Annotated in this window: 18 protein-coding genes; 7 read left to right on the top strand and 11 right to left on the bottom strand. The window is 63.3% G+C overall.

Features of this window, described 5'->3' with window-relative positions; translation table 11 throughout:
- Positions 1-84: 84 nt before the first annotated feature.
- Together AC0L2U_RS12565 and AC0L2U_RS12560 are read right to left on the bottom strand one after the other, a co-directional pair.
- Entirely contained in the window at positions 85-1911 is a 1827-nt protein-coding gene (locus AC0L2U_RS12565) for an ABC transporter ATP-binding protein/permease (RefSeq protein ID WP_127809184.1), read from the bottom strand.
- Between the two features lie 132 nt (positions 1912-2043).
- Positions 2044-2826, bottom strand: a complete 783-nt coding sequence (locus AC0L2U_RS12560; RefSeq protein ID WP_127811338.1) for a class I SAM-dependent methyltransferase — start codon at positions 2824-2826, stop codon at positions 2044-2046.
- A 136-nt stretch (positions 2827-2962) separates the two neighbouring features.
- On the opposite strand from AC0L2U_RS12560, the gene gloB reads away from it, so the two are divergent.
- Both gloB and AC0L2U_RS12550 read left to right on the top strand, forming a co-directional pair.
- Positions 2963-3730, top strand: a complete 768-nt coding sequence (gloB, locus tag AC0L2U_RS12555) for a hydroxyacylglutathione hydrolase (RefSeq protein WP_473601986.1) — start codon at positions 2963-2965, stop codon at positions 3728-3730.
- Between the two features lie 19 nt (positions 3731-3749).
- Positions 3750-4178 carry a cupin domain-containing protein gene (locus AC0L2U_RS12550; RefSeq protein ID WP_127399013.1) on the top strand — a complete coding sequence of 143 codons (429 nt, stop codon included), beginning with the start codon at positions 3750-3752 and terminating at the stop codon, positions 4176-4178.
- 1 nt (position 4179) lies between these two features.
- Here AC0L2U_RS12550 and AC0L2U_RS12545 read toward each other — a convergent pair whose 3' ends face one another.
- Genes AC0L2U_RS12545 through AC0L2U_RS12535 form a run of 3 tightly spaced genes read right to left on the bottom strand, consistent with a single transcriptional unit; the run spans position 4180 to position 6621 of the window.
- A complete protein-coding gene (locus tag AC0L2U_RS12545; RefSeq protein WP_127399012.1) occupies positions 4180-4866 on the bottom strand; it encodes a lysoplasmalogenase family protein in 687 nt (228 codons plus the stop codon).
- On the bottom strand, positions 4863-5798 hold the full coding sequence (yddG, locus tag AC0L2U_RS12540) for an aromatic amino acid exporter YddG (protein ID WP_127318422.1): 936 nt from the start codon (positions 5796-5798) through the stop codon (positions 4863-4865). Before yddG ends, AC0L2U_RS12545 begins: the two co-directional genes overlap by 4 nt.
- A gap of 34 nt (positions 5799-5832) precedes the next feature.
- Positions 5833-6621, bottom strand: coding sequence for a DUF3108 domain-containing protein (locus AC0L2U_RS12535; protein ID WP_023811078.1), 789 nt, complete (start codon positions 6619-6621; stop codon positions 5833-5835).
- 257 nt (positions 6622-6878) lie between these two features.
- On the opposite strand from AC0L2U_RS12535, the gene rpmB reads away from it, so the two are divergent.
- The 3 genes from rpmB (at position 6879) to AC0L2U_RS12520 (ending at position 8770) form a co-directional block, all read left to right on the top strand.
- Positions 6879-7175: a 50S ribosomal protein L28 gene (rpmB, locus tag AC0L2U_RS12530; protein WP_013529373.1), complete on the top strand. Its 297-nt coding sequence runs from the start codon at positions 6879-6881 to the stop codon at positions 7173-7175.
- 183 nt (positions 7176-7358) lie between these two features.
- Positions 7359-8039, top strand: a complete 681-nt coding sequence (locus AC0L2U_RS12525) for a queuosine precursor transporter (protein WP_127266961.1) — start codon at positions 7359-7361, stop codon at positions 8037-8039.
- Positions 8040-8098: 59 nt separating this feature from the next.
- Positions 8099-8770, top strand: coding sequence for a hypothetical protein (locus AC0L2U_RS12520; RefSeq protein WP_473601985.1), 672 nt, complete (start codon positions 8099-8101; stop codon positions 8768-8770).
- Between the two features lie 10 nt (positions 8771-8780).
- Here the strand turns inward: AC0L2U_RS12520 and AC0L2U_RS12515 are convergent, their stop codons facing one another.
- The 4 genes from AC0L2U_RS12515 to AC0L2U_RS12500 all read right to left on the bottom strand — a co-directional run bounded on the left by AC0L2U_RS12515 (position 8781) and on the right by AC0L2U_RS12500 (position 13458).
- Complete coding sequence (locus AC0L2U_RS12515; RefSeq protein ID WP_473601984.1) at positions 8781-9809, bottom strand: esterase-like activity of phytase family protein; 1029 nt, start codon at positions 9807-9809, stop codon at positions 8781-8783.
- On the bottom strand, positions 9806-11707 hold the full coding sequence (cobT, locus tag AC0L2U_RS12510; RefSeq protein ID WP_063169108.1) for a cobaltochelatase subunit CobT: 1902 nt from the start codon (positions 11705-11707) through the stop codon (positions 9806-9808). Before cobT ends, AC0L2U_RS12515 begins: the two co-directional genes overlap by 4 nt.
- A gap of 11 nt (positions 11708-11718) precedes the next feature.
- On the bottom strand, positions 11719-12705 hold the full coding sequence (gene cobS, locus AC0L2U_RS12505; protein ID WP_013529367.1) for a cobaltochelatase subunit CobS: 987 nt from the start codon (positions 12703-12705) through the stop codon (positions 11719-11721).
- Positions 12706-12828: 123 nt separating this feature from the next.
- Positions 12829-13458: a J domain-containing protein gene (locus AC0L2U_RS12500; RefSeq protein WP_013529366.1), complete on the bottom strand. Its 630-nt coding sequence runs from the start codon at positions 13456-13458 to the stop codon at positions 12829-12831.
- A 181-nt stretch (positions 13459-13639) separates the two neighbouring features.
- Here AC0L2U_RS12500 and AC0L2U_RS12495 point away from each other — a divergent pair, with 181 nt between their 5' ends.
- Positions 13640-13942, top strand: a complete 303-nt coding sequence (locus AC0L2U_RS12495) for a BolA family protein (RefSeq protein ID WP_013529365.1) — start codon at positions 13640-13642, stop codon at positions 13940-13942.
- A gap of 30 nt (positions 13943-13972) precedes the next feature.
- On the opposite strand, the gene AC0L2U_RS12490 is transcribed toward AC0L2U_RS12495, so the two are convergent.
- Positions 13973-15526, bottom strand: coding sequence for an acetolactate synthase large subunit (locus AC0L2U_RS12490; protein ID WP_127396396.1), 1554 nt, complete (start codon positions 15524-15526; stop codon positions 13973-13975).
- 100 nt (positions 15527-15626) lie between these two features.
- On the bottom strand, positions 15627-16433 hold the full coding sequence (locus tag AC0L2U_RS12485) for an alpha/beta hydrolase (RefSeq protein WP_127809180.1): 807 nt from the start codon (positions 16431-16433) through the stop codon (positions 15627-15629).
- Positions 16434-16673: 240 nt separating this feature from the next.
- Between AC0L2U_RS12485 and AC0L2U_RS12480 the strand changes: the two genes are divergently transcribed.
- On the top strand, positions 16674-18623 hold the full coding sequence (locus tag AC0L2U_RS12480; protein ID WP_127398465.1) for a PrkA family serine protein kinase: 1950 nt from the start codon (positions 16674-16676) through the stop codon (positions 18621-18623).
- The last annotated feature ends 11 nt before the right edge of the window (positions 18624-18634 follow it).

Raw genomic sequence — 18634 nt, 5'->3', positions numbered from 1 at the left:
CCGTCGCCAGGGTTGTTTCTCCCGAGGAGCTTCCCTCGCGATCGCGGCAAAATAAAGCTTTGCTTCCCCCGCCCGGAAATCAGCTCATTTCTTGCGACGAGCGGCGGCTGGCGGCGGTTCGATCGCGCCGGCCCTGACGCGGGCGGGCTTCAGGGCTGGCGCACCGGAATCCTTGACGATCGTCAACGCGCGCGGGAAGAAGTGGTTGTTGTGCTGGCCGCGCCCGATGTTGAGGATCGCTGTCCCCGGCAAACGCTTCTCGAGCATCGACAGCACGCGTCTTAGCGATGGGCCGTCGAACGCATCCAGCGCCTCGTCGATTATCACCCATTTCGGCTGCCGCAACGCGAGCCTGGCGAAGGCCAGCGAGCGTTGTTCGTCATCGCCCAACTCATGGTCCCAACGCCCCGCACGGTCGAGCGATGAGGACAGCCGTCCCAGACCGACCTCGGCCAGCACCGCCGAAATGTCGGCATCGTTCGCCGGCGCGGGCCCGTTCGGGTGATCGAGGACTTCGCGCAACGTGCCGACCGGAAAATAAGGCACGCGCGGCACGAATATGGGGGTTTCTCCCGACGGCAGGCCGATCCGGCCGCTTCCCCATGGCCACAGGCCGGCAATGGCACGAAAGAACAGCGTCTTGCCCGCACCGGGGTCGCCGGTGATCATGACGCGCTCGCCGGGGCGGATTTCGACATGCGGATCGGCGAGTCTGGTGCAACCCTCCGGCGAGGTCACTTCGAGCTTCTCGAAAGTCAGGCTGCCATCGACGTTTTGGCCGAAGGCGATGCGCTTTTCCGTGTCGTGCAGCGCATCGGTTTCATCGAGCGCGATGCGGAAATCGGCCACGCGCATCAGCGTGGCGCGCCAATCGGCGATGCTGCCGATGTTGTTGATGAACCAGCGCAAGGAAGAGTGGACCTGGTTGAAGGCGCCGACCGCCATCATCAGCCCGCCAAAGCTGATATCACCTGAGAAATAGACCGGCGAAGCGACCAGTATGGGCGCCACGACGGTGATCCAGCCATAGGTGTCGGTCACCCAGGACAGGTTGATCTGGGCGGTGTAGATGCGCCGCATGGCGCCCAGCACCGTGCCGAGATCGAGTTCGAGCCGCCGCCTGGCGTCGGCCTCGCCATGATACAACGCGATGGCATCGACATTCTCGTTGACGCGCACCATCGAGGAGCGCAGCTCGGCTTCGCGTGTATAGCGGTCGCTGTTCAGGCGGATGAGCGGGCGCCCGACCAGCCAGCTCAGCCAGGAGGCGATGCCGGCGTAAAGGATAGCGGCCCAGACCATGTAGCCCGGTATGGCCAGCGAGGTCCCGCCGATGTGGAACACGAAGCCCGAGGACAGCTCCCACAGCACCCCGACGAAGGACACGAGCAGGATGCACGACTGCAGCAGCCCGACGCCGAGATCGGTTGACAGGTCGGACAGATGCGCGGCGTCCTGCTGCATGCGCTGGTCGGGATTGACGCCGATGGCGCCGGCATTGGCCAACCGGAAGGCGCGCGCCGGCCGCATCCACTGATCGATCAGATCCAGCGTCAGCGCCTCGCGCAGTTTGAGCCTGATCATCTGGTTGAGCCAGGTCTGGCCGATATTGAGCACCAGCAGCCCGCCGGCGATCATCGCGAAGACGAGGAGCTGGTGCAGGAAGGCCGCCATGTCGCGGCGCGCAAGCGCATCGTAGAAAGGCTGGTTCCAGCGGTTGAGCAGAACCTGGCCGATCGACGTTGCGATGATCACGGCCATGATACCGACCGACGTCCACAGCAACCATTTGCGAACCGGCGATCCCGCCAGCGCCCGCCGGATCGTCGCCACCTGATCGCGCAGGCTGCTGGCTTCGACCGCCACCGCAACCGGCTGAACGACGGCGGCATTGTCCGGTTGATCAGCCATGGCCGAGGTCCTTGCGTCAGTGCCGAAACCGGATGGAGAAATTTGCCAGGCGTTCGTATGGGCTGCCGGATGGCCTGTCGGTCCACTTGCGACAGATAGGCCGGGAAACGACGTCAGGCACGTTTGCCGTGATCACGAAGCCGTCACCCGCGCAGCCGAGGGCTCGGCATCGGCTTTGTGACGGCCAAGCCGGGTGGCGCCATGCGGCGACAGCACCGGCACGAAGACGCGGCGCGAGGCGCGCTGGACGACGGGCACGCCTTGATAGAGCCGTTTCTGCGCCTCGACGACGATGACGCCGGAAAAGATCGGCCACAGCCGCCGGCCGGCGCGCTCCAGCACATTGTGGAAGCGCATCATGAAACGGCGCCTCGACGGCGGAAAGAACAGCGCATCGGACCAGGCGGCGGGCGTGAAATTCGCCTCGCGCAGCAATTCGGTAAGCTGGCCGCGCGAAAAGGGCCGGCCATTGCCGAATGGGGTGTGCTCGAAGCGCGCCCAGACACCGCGCCGGTTGGGCACGACGATGACCACCCGGCCAGCCGGCGACAGCACGCGCCAGATCTCGTTCAGCGTCTCACGCGGGTTCTCGACATGTTCGAGCGAATGGACGAGCAGCATGCGGTCGATGCAGGAATCGACCAGCGGCAGTTCCTCGTCGAAGACCAGTGCCGTCGCCGTCGGCCCTGTCGCCGGCCACACCACCGCGCCTTGCGTTGCCGGCATGAAGGCAAAGACCCGCTCGGCATCGGTGCCGAACCGCTCCAGCCAGGGCAAGGTGTAACCCAGACCAACCAGCCGCTCGTTGGGTACCGCTGCCCATATCGACGACAACGCCATGGTGATCGAACGCTCGGCGAAACGGCCGAGTGTTGTCGAATAGAAGGAGCGAAGATCGACGATGTCGGAATGCATGGCAGGGATGTAGCCGTGATATCGGCGGGTTTCAACAAAAGGCCGCGACATCCGACATTCCGAGATGTCATTCGACATCCGGGATGACATCCACGCGCCGGCGCCCTATGTCTGCGGCCATAAACGGAGAGATGCGATGCCGGTCGAAATCGAACAGTTCATGTGCCGCAGCGACAATTTCGGCGTGCTGGTGCATGATCCCAAAAGCGGCCAGACCGCGATCATCGACGCGCCCGAGGAAGCGCCTATCCTGGCAGCGATAAAGCGCACTGGCTGGACGCCGACGACGATCCTGACCACGCATCATCACATGGATCACGTCGAGGCCAATCTGGCGCTGAAGGAGCGCTTCAAGCTGCGCATCGTCGGCCCGGAAGCGGAAAAGGCCAAGATCCCCGGCATCGACGAGACCGTCGAAGGCGGCTCGGTTCTCCATCTTGGCGATGAAAAGATCGAAGTCATCGCCACGCCCGGCCACACCGCCGGCCAGGTTTCCTATTATTTGCCGGCGTCGGGTGTGGCGTTCACCGCCGACACGCTGTTTGCGCTGGGTTGCGGACGGCTGTTCGAATGCAAGCCGCCGGTGATGTATGAATCGCTGAAGAAGCTGGCTGCACTTCCAGCTGAAACGGCCATCTATTGCGGCCACGAGTATACGCTCTCCAACGCCCGTTTCGCGCTGACCGTCGACCCGACCAATTCGGCATTGAAGGAACGCGCCGCCAGGATCGAAAAGCTGCGCGCCGACAACAAGCCGACGCTGCCGACGACGATCGGCGAAGAGCTGTCGACCAATCCCTTCCTGCGCTGGCACGATCCGGCGATCCGCAAGCATCTGGGGCTGGAGAAAGCTTCGGACGCCGAGGTCTTTGCCGAAATCCGCAAGCGCAAGGACAATTTCTAGGCCCGGTAGTGTCGTCGCCATGACCAGCTCCGCAGAAATTATCGCGACGCTCGGGCTGAAGCCGCATCCGGAAGGCGGCTGGTATGCCGAGACCTTTCGCGATGGCACCGGCGGCGCGCGCGGCCATTCGACTGCCATCTATTTCCTGCTTGAGGAGCATCAGGTTTCGGCCTGGCACCGGGTCAAGGATGCCGCCGAGGTCTGGCATTTCCATGCCGGCGCACCGCTGGCGCTCTCGATGTGGGAAGAAGGCAGCGCCCTTGTAGAGCAAGTCCTCGGCATCGATCTCGCAGCCGGTGAGCGGCCTCAGATCGTCGTGCCGGCAGGCTGGTGGCAGTCGGCGCGCAGCCTGGGCGAATGGACGCTGGTCGGCTGCACCGTCGCGCCGGGCTTCGAGTTTGCCGCCTTTGAGCTGGCCGAACCCGGCTGGCAGCCGAAACAACCCTAACTCAATAAGAACCCAAATTTAGCAGGAACCCAAGTGTCGTCGCGAGCTGGGCGGCGTAGTACAGCGCCCAGACGGCGAGGCGCATCCAGGCGCGGTGGGGCGAGATGGCGGCGACAAGGAATTTCTCGGTGGCGAGCAGCCCGTCCGATACCATGAACAGCACGGCGCCACCGATCACCCACATATTGCTTGTTGTCAGCGCCGAGATGCCCATTGCCAGGATGGCGGCGATATAGACGGTGATCGGGATACGCAGGCCGGGACCGACGCGACGCCACAGCGCCGCCAGCATGATGACCACGAACACCGCCATGGCGAGCGCGATCGCACCGCGCCACGGCTCGGCGCCAAGCACTCCCAATCCGCCACCGCTGCGCAGGAACAGCGCGACATAGACGATGTGGGCGACGAGAAAACTGGCCAGCCCGCCGAGAAAGGCCTTTTCGCCGTCGCGCGACAGGAAGGCGTCGCCAGCGGCGCTGAGGGCGAGCGCGGCGACCAGCAGCAGCGGGCCGCCCTGTAGCCCGCCCAGAACGGCAAGCATCGCCACGGCAAGCGTCTTTGCCGCCGAGCGGGCGAGCGTCGGCGGCATGCCTAGCGTGAACGCATAGATCATCGCCGCCGCCAGCGAAAAAATCAGTGTCGCATTGGCATTGGCGTCGATACCGCCCGCAAACGGCATCGTCATGCCCGGCTCCGCCTTTGGATGCCCCGGGCTCCGCCTTCGGATGACCCGGCTCGGCTCTCGGTCGCCGCAGGCTTGCGCAGGAACAGGGATTTTGCGGCGAGCGCCGCGCCGCCGGTGATGAGCACGCAGGCGGCGAGGATGCGCAGCGACGGCTCGGCGACGCCGGCCGCGATCAGCACCAGCGTCGACAACAGCGGTGCGGCGTAGCTTGCGGCACCCAACACCTGGATGTTGCCGCGCTTGACGCCGATGTCCCAGGCATAGAAGGCAGCGCCCACCGGCATCAGGCCAAGACCAAGCACCGCCAGCCACTGGCCGGCGCCGACGGGCAGAACGGTCTGTTCCAGCGCCAGGTGGCAGGCGAGCGACAGCACCGCGGTGGCAGCACAGAACCAGGTGACGATGCTGGTCGGCACCGACGGGAAGCGCCGCGACAACAACGAATAGGACGACCACAGGACGGCGCAGACGGCAGCCATGGCATAGCCGAAGGAATAGCGGGCGTCGAAGGCCAGCCCGCCACCCTTGGTGACGATCAGCACGGTGCCGGCAAGGCCGAGCAGCGCGCCGACGACATGGTTCCACGCCAGTTTTTCGCCCGGCATCAGCGCCGAGCCGAGCACGATCAGCAGCGGCCACAGATAGGCGATCAGGCTCGCCTCCACCGCCGGCGCATTGCGCAGCGCGGTGAAATAGAAGAAGTGGTAGCCGAACAGGCCGGCAATGCCGATCAGCCACACCTGCGGCGGTATCTTCTGGCTCTTGTCGGGTGCCGGCATGAACAGCCGCGCGATGAGCCCGACCCCGGTGCCGATCGAGAAGGTGATCGCCGACAAGAGGAACGGCGGCACCTGGCCCGACGCATCGGTGAGCAGTGCGAGCAACGCCCACATGGCGACCGCCGAAAAGCCGATCAGTGTTGCGCGCCCCATTCTGTCTCCAGTGGCGCGCCAATTCCGCGCCTGGCTATTGTACGGCTTCGAAACGCCCGGCGCTGATGGTCAAGGTGCCGATCTGCGTGCCCACCGTGGCACGGATCGGCGCATATACGCCGGTTTGGCCGAGCGGTGCAAACGTCACCATCATGCGGCTTTTGTTCTTGAGATAGTTGAGCGCCTTGCGGCCCTTGCGATAACCCGCCACCGGCTCGAAGCCCATCTGGCAGGTGACGGTGTCGCCCTTGTAGCCTGGGACCGAGATCGTGCCTTTCGACGCGTAGGTCAACGTCAGGTCGGCACGCATCTCGCCGTCATAGAACTTCACCGTGCGGCCGCAGACCTGGTCGAGACTGTCGGCATGAATGACGGTGGCGGCCATGGGATCGAGCACCGACGCCAGGTCGCCGGCACCGAGCGGTACCCAGTTCTTGGGGTCGCGTTTGCCCGGCGCCGGCACGACCTTCGTCGAGGTGACCCTGCCATTGGCAAAGCGGATATCGACAACCGATGCCTTCTTGCCGGAGGTGTAATCGGCGCGGAATGCCTGCGGCACCATCTTCTTGCCCGCGATCGTGCCTTTGGATGAGATCGTGCCGCGCGTATCGTCGAACAGCTTGGCGAGGCCGGCTGCGGTGACACTGCCTTGGATCGCGTAGGCGCCGTTCTCATAGCGGCTGGAAAACGTTGATTTCGCTATCGAAAGGCCGAGGAACGACACTGTGTACTCGCCCTTGAACGACTGCGGCGAGGCAGCAGACGCGGCGGACGGCAAAGCTATGGCAAGCATGGCAACAAGGGCATGTGGCGAACGAAGCATGGCGGGATCGGGTCCTTGATTTTCGGCCGGAGGCGGGCAACTCCGGTCTGGCATGTCCCTATGGAACCGCTTATAGGATGAATTCCGGCCTTAATATGAAATGCCGGGCGTGTCCGCAGGCAAGCTGGAGCTTGACGCCTCGGCGAAATGCAACTATGGAACGCCAACTTTTTCCATAAGGCCGCCTGACCAGAACCGCGCGCCACCCGGCGTGGGCTTGAGTGTTTGGCAGACCCCGAGAACTGAAGGTTAGAACAATGTCCCGCACCTGCGAACTCACTGCCAAGGCAGTCATGTCCGGCAACAATGTGAGCCACGCCAACAACAAGACCAAGCGTCGCTTCCTGCCGAACCTCGTCAATGTGACGCTGATTTCGGAAGCGCTGAACCAGAACGTGCGTCTTCGCATTTCGGCCAACGCGCTGCGTTCGGTCGAACATCGCGGCGGCCTCGACGCCTTCCTGGCCAAGGCCGACGTCAAGGAATTGTCGCAGCGCGCCCGTTTGCTGAAGAAGCAGATCGCCAAGAAGACCGCCGAACAGGCTGCCGCTTAAAACAGTTCAAAGGCGGGGGACGACCGCCCTGGCCAACCTCTTGTTGGCCTCTGGCCGACCTCTTGTTGGCCTGGGCATCGGATCGAAGCCGCAAGGTTTCGGCAACCCGATGCTTAAATTACGAAGCTAGCGTAATCCGATTTCGGAATACGTTCCGCTGGTTCCATTACCCAGGATAAAAAAATGACTTTCTTCTCGCGATACTTGCCCTTCGTGGCCGCCATGACGCTTGTCGTCGTGGCATCGAACATTCTCGTGCAATTCCCGATGCAGGGCCAGATCGGCGGCCTCTCGCTGGCCGACCTTCTGACCTGGGGGGCCTTCACCTATCCCTTCTCGTTTCTGGTCACCGACCTCGCCAACCGCCGTTACGGCCCCACTGTGGCGCGCCGGATCGTCTTTGTCGGCTTCATGACGGCGGTGATCTGCTCGATCCTTGTCCCGCCCTTCCTGTTCCGTCACGGCCTGATCGAATTCGAGACCGCCGCCGACCGGCTGGTGCGGATCGCGGCCGCGTCCGGAGCGGCGTTCCTTGCCGCGCAATTGCTCGATGTGACTGTCTTCAACCGGCTGCGCCGCCAGAGCTGGTGGCGGGCGCCGATCGTCGGCACGCTGGTCGGGTCGGTGTTCGACACAGCCGTGTTCTTCACCGTCGCGTTCTCGGCCGCCTTTGCCTTCGCTGGTCCCAACGACGGCTTTGCGTTGGAAAACGCACCCTTGATGGGCGTGTTCCATGTCGACGCGATGCGTTGGATCTCCTGGGCGCTGGGCGACCTCAGCGTGAAGCTGATCATCGCCGTGGTGGCGTTGATCCCCTACCGTCTGCTCGCGGCCCGCTGGAGCCAGCCCGCGGTTGCGGCTTAAACCATGATCCCGAAAAGTGGGACCCGATTTTCGGAAAAGATCATGGTCGGACAAAGATCATGATCCCGTGGGTTCAGCTCGATTCGGCAAAGATCCCGGACGGCGGACAAGAACTTCGCCTCAAGCGGCGCGGCACCGAATTCTCGATCATGCTGGGCACCAACGAGCTCATGAACAGCCGCCTCAGCGGTTCCGAGGAAGCGCTGGCAAAACTGTCCTGTGAGCGGATTGCCGGCCATAGCCGGCCCACAATCCTGATCGGTGGGCTTGGCATGGGTTTTACCTTGCGCGCCGCACTCACAGAATTGGCCAATGATGCCGGAATTGTCGTCGCCGAACTGGTGCCCGCCGTCGTCGCCTGGGCACGTGGCCCGATGGCCGAAATCTTTGACGGCTGTCTCGACGATCCTCGCGTCACCATCCAGGAAACCGATGTCGGGCAGTTGATCCGGTCGCGGCCCGCGGCCTGGGACGCCATCCTGCTCGATGTCGACAACGGCCCGGAAGGCATCGTCCACAAATCCAACGACGCACTTTACAGCGTGCAAGGCCTCGCAGCCGCACGCAGCGCCCTGAAACCCGGCGGCGTGCTGGCGGTGTGGTCGCAAGGCCCCGACAGCGGCTTCACGCGGCGGCTGAAGCAGGCAGGCTTCGCGGTCGAAGAGGTCAGTACGCGCGCCAACGGCAAGCGCGGCGCCCGCCATGTCATCTGGATCGCCAACAGGACGTAAGCCGGCTGGCTCAATCCTGGTGGAGAATGAATTCCAGATAGAGGTTGCGCTGCAGGATCGAGTGGTTGTCGTCGGAGATCAGCGACACCATCAGCGCGCCGTCGTCGCGGCTCCAGACGTCGAGCCCTTCCATATTGTCGATCTGGTAGTCCATGTCGGCCTCCAGCAGCACCGGCCCGTCGGCGACCGCGCCCTTCTCGACGCTTTCGCCGTAGATGCGCCGCAGCCGCATCTTGACGCCGCTGGCCATCGAGAAACTGCGCTCCAGAAGCAACAGATCACCATCGGGCAGGAAGGCGCCGTCGGTGATGTCGAAATCGCCATTGCGCTTGACGGTGAAGACGCCCTTGTGCGGCCCTTCGATGATGGCGGCATAGATGTTGCCGGCCTTGTCCAGGCTCTTCTCGGAGACCACGACCAGGCCGCCCTCATGCTGGCCGTTGGCATTGGCGTGGGTGACGGTCTCGAAGCCGCGATTCTGGCGCAGCTCGCGGGCCGGCACGACGAAATCCAGCGGCTTGAACGGCGCCTTCATGTCGTTGGGGTCGATCTTGAACTGGGCGACGCGGTGGCTGCGCTCGAAGCCGACGGTGGCGATGCCGTCCTTGACCGCGAGACCTTCCGCATCGACCTCCCATTTCCTGTCGATCGGCCGGCCGGTCTGGTCCACCATCTGCTGCATGCGGAAATTCTGGATGCCGGAGGGTCGCTTTTCCGCGTCGCGGACCACCGTGCCGAAGAACCAGAAGCCGGTGTCGGCAACGCCGATGAAGTCACCGCCGGCTTTCAGGAAGCGGAAGGCTGACAGCGCGCCGAAATCGCGTGTCGGCGAGGTCATCTCCAGCCCGCCGACGAATTCGAAAGCGCCGAACTGCTTGTCGGCACGGCCAATGTGGAATTGGGTGATCGGGCGGGCCGAGATTTCGACCGGTTCGACAGAACCAGAGTCAGCCGAACCGGCTGCCGCCGAAGCCACGCCGGAAAGCAGGGCGATGGCGGCGAAAAGCGTCTGCCGAAACCCGCCGCGCCTGGAAATCATCCGGCGCGCCGCATACCACCGCCCCGTCGCGTATCCTTCGCGCTTTCCTCGGCGAACAGCGAAGCCAGTTGCTCGGTCATGGCGCCGGCCAGCTCCTCGGCATCGACGATGGTGACAGCGCGGCGGTAGTAGCGCGTGACGTCGTGGCCGATGCCGATGGCCAGCAGTTCCACCGGCGAACGCGTCTCGATCAGCTCGATGACGGCGCGCAGATGGCGCTCGAGATAATTGCCCGGATTGACCGACAGCGTTGAATCGTCGACCGGCGCGCCGTCCGAGATCATCATCAGGATCTTGCGCTGCTCGGGCCGGGCGATCAGCCGGTTGTGCGCCCACAGCAGCGCCTCGCCGTCGATATTTTCCTTGAGCAGGCCTTCGCGCATCATCAGGCCGAGATTGCGCCGCGCCCGCCGCCACGGATGGTCGGCGGACTTGTAGATGATGTGGCGCAGATCGTTGAGCCGGCCAGGATTCGGCGGCTTGCCGTCCTTCAGCCATTTCTCGCGCGCCTGCCCGCCCTTCCAGGCCCGTGTGGTGAAACCAAGAATCTCGACCGAGACGCCGCAACGCTCCAGCGTGCGCGCCAATATGTCGGCGCAGGTTGCCGCGACCGTGATCGGCCGGCCGCGCATTGAGCCGGAATTGTCGAGCACCAGCGTCACCACCGTGTCGCGAAATTTGGTGTCGCGCTCCTGCTTGAACGACAGCGGCTGCATCGGGTCGATGACGACCCGCACCAGCCTTGCCGGGTCGAGGTAACCTTCTTCCAGGTCGAAATCCCAGGAGCGGTTCTGCTGCGCCATCAGCCGGCGCTGTAGCCGGTTGGCCAGCCGCCCAACGACGCCGGACAGATTGGCCAGTTGCTTGTCGAGGAAGGCGCGCAGCCGGTCGAGTTCTTCCTCTTCGCACAGCTCCTCGGCGCCGACCGTCTCGTCGAAAGCGGTGGTGAAGACCTTGTAGTCGATTTCCTTCGGCAGATTGGTGAAGGGATTGTCGTTACGGCGCGCCTCGCCGGGTGTTTCGGCATCGGCGTCGTCATCGTCGGACAGATCGTCGGCGGTGGCATCGGAGGCTTCCGTCTCGGCCGACTGCTCGTCATCGGCGGAAGCTTCGGCATCCTCGGACTGCGACTGCTCGGAGCCGGAATCCTCTTCGCCGCCCTCCTCGCTCTGCTCCTCGCCTTGCGGCTGGTTGTCGTCATTGTCCTCGGAATCTTCCGTCTCCTGGTCGTCGCCGAGTTCCTCGGCCATTTCCATGGAGGCGAGCATCTCGCGCACGACCCGGGCGAACGCCTGCTGGTCGCCGAGCTTGGCCGACAATCCGTCGAGGTCGGCCTTGGCCTTCTCCTCGACCCAGGGGCGCCAGAGTTCGACCAGCCGCTCGCCGCTTTTCGGGATCGGACGGCCGGTCAGCTTCTCGCGCACCATCAGGGCAAGAGCTTCCTCGATCGGCGCGTCGGCCTTGTCCTTGATGTCGACGAGGTTGGCCTTGGCGTATTTGTCCTCCAGCATCGAGCCGATATTGTCGGCGACGCCCTGCATGGCGCGTGAGCCTATCGCCTCGACGCGGGCCTGCTCGACCGCGTCATAGATGGCGCGGGCCGCCTTGCCTTCCGGCGCCAGCTTGGTGTGGATGCGCACATCATGGCAGGCGCGCTTCAGCGCCATGGAATCGCCGAGGCCGCGGGTGATCGCAATATCGGTCTTCGATGCCTTCTTGGGCAGCTCCGGCAAGCGCGCGCGGCTGCCGGCGAGCGCCGGCCGGTCCTTTGCGAAACCGACCTCCAGTTCCTTGTCGCCGGCAATGGCGCGCATGCAGACGGTGACGGCGCGCTTGAAGCTATCGGCTTCAGACCCCGTCTTCGACTTGTTGCGCGTGTTGTCGCCCGGACCCGCCATCGAGACCCTGCTTAGCCCAGCACCACGTTGGCGGCGCTCTCGGGCAGATCCTCGCCGAAGGCGCGCTGATAGAACTCGGCCACCACCGAGCGCTCCAGTTCGTCGCATTTGTTGAGGAAGGTCAGCCGGAACGCCATGCCGATATTGCCGAATATCTCGGCATTCTCGGCCCATGTGATCACCGTGCGCGGGCTCATCACGGTCGACAGATCGCCGTTGATGAAGGCCGAGCGCGTCATGTCGGCGACGCGCACCATCTTGTTGACGATGTCCTTGCCCTTGCCGTCGCGATAGTGCTTGGCCTTGGCCAGCACGATGGCGACTTCGTTGTCGTGCGGCAAATAGTTCAGCGTGGTGACGATCGACCAGCGGTCCATCTGCGCCTGGTTGATCTGCTGGGTGCCGTGATAGAGGCCGGTGGTGTCGCCAAGGCCGACCGTGTTTGCGGTCGAGAACAGCCGGAAGGCCGGATGCGGGCGAATGACCCGGCTCTGGTCGAGCAGCGTCAGCCGGCCCGACGATTCTAGCACGCGCTGGATGACGAACATCACATCCGGACGGCCGGCATCGTACTCGTCGAAGCACAGCGCGACATTGTGCTGGTAGGCCCAGGGCAGGATGCCGTCGCGGAATTCGGTGATCTGCAAACCGTCCTTGACGACGATCGCGTCCTTGCCGACGAGATCGATACGGCTGACATGGCTGTCGAGGTTGACGCGCACGCAAGGCCAGTTGAGGCGAGCGGCGACCTGTTCGATATGGGTCGACTTGCCGGTGCCGTGATAGCCCGACACCATGACGCGGCGGTTGTAGGCAAAGCCCGCAAGGATCGCCATCGTCGTGTTCTTGTCGAACAGATAGTCCGGATCGATGTCCGGCACATGCTCCGATGTCACCGAATAGGCCGGCACCACCATCTTGGACTCGAAGCCGAATTTCTCCTTCACCGACACCGTCGTGTCGGGCAGGTTGGCGATGTCACGATCGACCTTGTTCATATCTCTCAACGTCTCCACGGGCGAAACGTCTGATTTCGCCGGCAATCGATTTTGTCCGGGGGCGGTCTTAGAGCCTTTTCCAACCTTATGAAAGTTGGAAAACGACACGAACCGTATGGCCGCTCAGCACAGGCCCGCCTGTTTGAGCACGCGATAGGCCTGCAGCACATCGCGGAACCGGTCTTCCGAACCTCTGTCGCCACCATTCGCATCCGGATGGTGCAGTTTCACCAGTTCCTTATAGCGCGCCTTGATCTCCTTGCCAGTCGCCTTTGTATCAAGACCAAGCGTTTCCAGCGCCTTGGCCTCAAGCGGCTTGGCCTTGCGCTCGCGCGCCTCGCGCGGATCCTTCGGTCCCTTGAACAGGTCGAACGGGTCGCGCATGCGGTTATAGTAGCCGGCCCGGCCGGAACGCATCTGGGCCATATCGGGCGACGATCGCGTCGAGGCTCCGTTGGCGCCCATTTTCCAGGTCGGCCGGTGCCCGGTCATGGCTTCCTTCTGGAAGCGCGCGACCTCGGTGTCCGGCACGCCGGAAAAGTAGTTGAAGCCCTTGTTGTACTCGCGCACATGATCGAAGCAGAAGTGGAAATACTCGCCTTCCTTCATGCGCCCGACCGGCGCACGATGGGTGCCCGCTTCCTTGCAGCCGTCCCACTGGCAGATCGGCGAGTGCGACTTCAGCTCCGCGTCCTTGTCGGGGCGGACGCGAATCTTCTCGAAATATTTGGGGTACGGCTTCATCTTACCCATTTATGGGGCGTTCGCAGATGCGAAACAAGAATTGACATTTTCGCGATCATCGCCCTAACCGCTGAATCGCGGCATAAAGCAGGCGAATGGCGGATTTTGTTGCTCGGCGGCGGCCCCTTGCGAAACCGATTTTCGGTTTCCAGGCCGAGACGCCAGCGATATGTGGTGAAGGGAGATGGCGATGTCCATACAGGCGACCATGGAAGACAAGCTCAATAAGGCATTTTCGCCGGACAGGCTGGTTATCATCAACGAGAGCCATCTCCATGCCGGCCACCACCATCACGGCTCCGACCATCACGGCACTTATGACGGCACCGGCGAGACGCATTTTCGCGTCCGCGTCGTCGCTTCCGCCTTTGCCGGCATGAGCCGCATCGACCGTCACCGCGCCGTCAATGAACTGCTTGCCGACGAATTGAAGGCCGGCGTGCACGCGCTGGCGATCGAACCGGCGGCTCCCGGCGAAAAGACCCGCTGGTAGCTCGGTTCCGCCGATCGTTTTTCGCCGCGCTCAGAGCACCGCTTCGATGAGGAACGGCCCGCGCCGTGACAGCGCGCTGTCCAGCAGCGCCTCGAAGCGCTCGCACGTATCGGCGCGAGCCGCCTCCACGCCCATGCCTTTGGCCAGCGACACCCAGTCGAGCGAGGGATGGTCGAGGTCGAGCATGCGCCTGGCGTTCTCGCCGATCGCGCCCACGCCGACATTCTTCATCTCGCCATGCAGGATTGCATAGGTTCGATTGGAAAACACGATCGTCACCACGTCGAGCTTTTCCCGCGCCTGCGTCCACAATCCCTGTACCGTGTACATGCCGCTGCCGTCGGCTTCGAGGTTGATCACCTTGCGGTCCGGACAGGCGATTGCCGCCCCGGTCGCCATCGGGATGCCGCCGCCGATCGATCCGCCCGTGCCCATCATGTAGTCGTGCGGCGCTGCAAAGGCCGACAGCGCGAAGAAACGCCTGGCCGAGGTGACCGCTTCATCGCAAACGATCGCATCGGCCGGCAGTTTCCGCGCCACCGACAGCGCGATGGCATCTTCCGTCAGCTTGCCGTTCGGCGTTGCCTCGTCGGGAAAAGCGGCCGCGAGCACCTGTTGTTGTGACGGCTTGATGCCAAGTTCGTCGCGAAGCGCCTCCAGCGCCGCATGCAGATCGTCGCCATGGGCGGCCAGTGTCAGCACCTCGCAGCCTTCCCGGACGAGCCGTCCCGGTTTCCCCGGATAGGCGAAGAAGGCCACCGGCTCCTTCGCGCCGACCAGGATCAGAACATCGACATCCCTGAGCACAGCCATCGCCGCATCGACCGGATAGGGAATGCGGGTCGGCGCGACACGCCCGCGCCCGCGTTGCATCCGTGCGATCAGAACCTCGCCGAACAGGCGGACATCGCTGCCCGTCGAAATCTGCCCGGCGATGGCGAGCCCATCGGCGCGTGCGGCCTTTCCGCGAACGATCATGCCTGCCCGGCCCGGAGCGGTACGGATCGCCGCGGCGACCTTGCGCACGGCGTCCATATCGACGGCCGGCGCTGGCACCAGCTTCACCTTGCCGACCGAAACCGCGTCGACTGCGCCCCAGGCGGCATCCGCCGGCAGGATCATCGTCGCGACGCCGGGCGGTGTCAGCGAGGCACGAAAGGCTGCTTCAGCTGCCGGCACGATATCGGCCGAGCCCTTGACGCGGCCGACCCAGTTGGACATCGGCGCCGCAAGGCTCTCGATATCGCTGGTGAGCGGGGCATCGAGCGGCAGATGGTAAGAGGCGTGGTCGCCGACGATGTTGATCATCGGGCTGAAGGCACGCCGGGCATTGTGCATGTTGGCGAGCCCGTTGGCCAGGCCGGGACCGGTATGCAGCAGCGTCGCGGCCGGCCGATCGGTCATCCGCGCATAGCCATCGGCGGCACCCGTCACCACGCCCTCGAACAGCCCGAGCACGCAACGCATTTTCGGCTTGCGGTCAAGTGCTGCAACGAAATGCATTTCGGAGGTGCCGGGATTGGCAAAGCAGACCGTCACATCATTGGCCAGAAGCACGTCACACAGGACATCGGCGCCGTTCATGCAATTCCCTCCCGCTCACGATCGAAGAGCACTTGCACCCGGGCGCGCCCGCACAGCAATATCCCGCCGCCACTTTTGATCTGATCCAGTGCCGTAAGGATCAGCCAACCGTCGATTTCAGGAATGCCAGCGCGGCCGCGGTCAGCGCATCGCCGTCCTCGCCGAAATCGCGATTGATCGACATATGCGTGTAGGCGCTGCCGTCGAACAGCGTGACCTGGGTGCCCGTCGCGCGCAGGCGCTCGGCAAAGGCCTTGGAGTCCTCACTCCGGCCAGGGGCGCGCGAATAGGCAATGAACGTCGGCGGGTGCTTGCGGCCGTCGACATGGCTGGCCGGCGACAGTGCCGCCCATTGCGCGGGATTGGAAAAGACGCGGGCATAGGCCCGCACCATGCCGCCCTTCCTGGCAAGTGCTGCAAGATCATAGGCCCTGGTATCGTCGAGAATGAGCGCAGCTATGCCGGGCAATCCGCCGCGCATGCCGGTCAGCGCAATCAGATGGCAGCCGGCCGAATGGCCCATGCCAACGATGCGGTTTGGATCGCCGCCATGCCGGGCGATGTTGGCCCTGATGTAGGCGTAGGCCTTTTCGACGTCACCGGCCTGGGTGGCGACATCGGCCTGCGGCAACATGCGATAATCGATGGAGACGAAGCAAAAGCCGTTGGCGAGCAGAAAAGCCGGTTTGGCGTCGACCTGACTGCGTTTGCCAAACTGCCAGGTACCGCCATGAACGAAAACCACGACCGGCAGGCCGATTGCCCCATCGGGCGCATAGATGTCGAGCTTGGCCGGCCCGTAGTCGAAGGTCTTTGGCGTGGGTCGGCGTGTTTCCGACGCGGCCGATGCTTCCAACGGCAGCATCGCCGCCACCGAGGCCATGATCAGGCTTCGTCGATCGATCATCATTGTCTCCTGGCGAGGCAAGACTGCACGCGGCGGCCCCAGCCGTCCAGTCAGGGATTCGCAACACACCCGCTACCCGCGCTGAATGCCGCTCCGCACCGAGCGCCTTGATCTCGGAGTGGCCTCGAATCTTACGATCGCAGCCACCTCTTCACATGAAGGGAACAAACGGTACCCCCCGACAGTTGAATGCGAGGTGAGCCGAATGGAAGCCACAGCGGCTCCGAGGGCAAAAGCATCATGCGAGAGAACCAGTCTGACGTCTTCGATCTGTTTTCGGAAATTTACACCAACGCGGCGCAGGAAGAGATCAGCATCCAGCAATATCTCCTTGCCTGCCGCGAGGACAAGTCGATGTATGCCTCGGCGCCTGAACGAATGGTCGAGGCGATCGGCGAGCCGAACCTGGTCGACACCAGCAAGGATGAGCGGCTCGGCCGCATATTCTCCAATCGGACCCTGAAAGTGTACCCCTCCTTTGCCGATTTCTATGGCATGGAGGACACAATCGAGCGCATCGCCGGCTATTTTCGCTATGCGTCCCAGGGGCTCGAGGAGCGCAAGCAAATCCTCTATTTGCTCGGCCCCGTGGGCGGCGGCAAATCCTCCCTTGCCGAGCGTCTGAAGAAATTGATGGAACAGCGCCCGATCTACACGCTGAAGGTCGGTAATCAGGTCAGCCCGGTTTTCGAATCGCCGCTTGGTCTTTTCCATCCTGATCGCATGGGCGACCTGCTGGAGGACAAATACGGCATTGCCCGACGCCGGTTGAATGGGCTCATTTCGCCATGGGCGGCCAAGCGCCTCGACGAACTTTCCGGCGACATTTCCAAGTTCAGCGTCGTCAAGCTGATGCCGTCGCGACTGCGCCAGATCGGCATCGCCAAGACCGAGCCCGGCGACGAGAACAATCAGGACGTTTCGGCCCTGGTCGGCAAGGTGGACATCCGGCAATTGGAAAACTTCAGCCAATCCGATCCGGACGCCTATTCCTATAGTGGCGGACTGAACCGGACCACCCAGGGGCTGCTTGAATTCGTCGAAATGTTCAAGGCCCCTATCAAGGTCCTGCATCCGCTGCTGACCGCCACCCAGGAAGGCAGCTACAACGGCACCGAAAATTTCGGCGCCTTTCCCTACCAGGGAATCATCGTGGCCCATTCCAATGAGTCGGAATGGCTGCAGTTCAAGAACAACAAGAACAATGAGGCTTTTCTCGATCGCATCCTCGTGGTCAAGGTGCCGTATTGCCTGCGGATAACCGAAGAGCGGCGGATCTACGAGAAACTGCTGCGGGAGAGCGAATTGGCCGCCAGTCCTTGCGCTCCAGAGGTGCTGGACATCCTCAGCCGGTTTACCGTCTCGACCCGCTTGGCCGAGCACGACAACTCGCCGCTCTACACCAAGATGCGCGCCTATGATGGCGAGAACCTCAAGGAGGTCGACCCCAAGGCAAAGTCGGTTCAGGAATATCGGGACGCCGCCGGCGTCGACGAGGGCATGGCCGGCGTCAGCACGCGCTTTGCCTTCAAGATCCTGTCGCAGACCTTCAACTACGACACCGAAGAGGTGGCCGCCGACCCCGTGCACCTCATGTACATCCTGGAGGAGGCGATCAAGCGCGAACAGTTTCCGAAGGAGACGGAAGCCGCCTATCTGGAGTTCATCAAGTCCGAGCTGGCCGCGCGGTATGCCGAGTTCATCGGCCATGAGATCCAGAAAGCCTATCTGGAATCGTACAGCGAGTACGGCCAGAATCTTTTCGACCGCTACATCGCCTATGCCGACGCCTGGATCGAAGACCAGGACTACAAGGATCCCGACACCGGCCAGATCCTCAACCGCGAGGTTTTGGACAACGAGCTTTCGCAGGTCGAAAAACCGGCCGGCATCGCCAATCCCAAGGATTTCCGCAATGAGGTGGTGAAATTCACGCTGCGCGCCCGTGCAAGAAACCATGGCCGCAACCCGGCGTGGACAAGTTACGAAAAGCTGCGGGAAGTCATCGAGAAACGCATGTTCGGCCAGGTCGAGGACCTCCTGCCGGTGATCAGTTTCGGCTCCAAGCAGGACAGCGTCACGGAAAAGCGGCACAATGAATTCGTGCAGCGGATGGTCGAGCGCGGCTACACCGAGCGGCAGGTTCGTCGCCTTGTGGACTGGTACATGCGGGTGAACAGGGCGGGTTAGAGAACCCGGAT

This window comes from Mesorhizobium sp. WSM4808 (assembly GCF_055811675.1).
The sequence above is the reverse complement of the archived record's forward strand: the minus strand, read 5'-3'. Positions and strand labels throughout refer to the sequence as shown.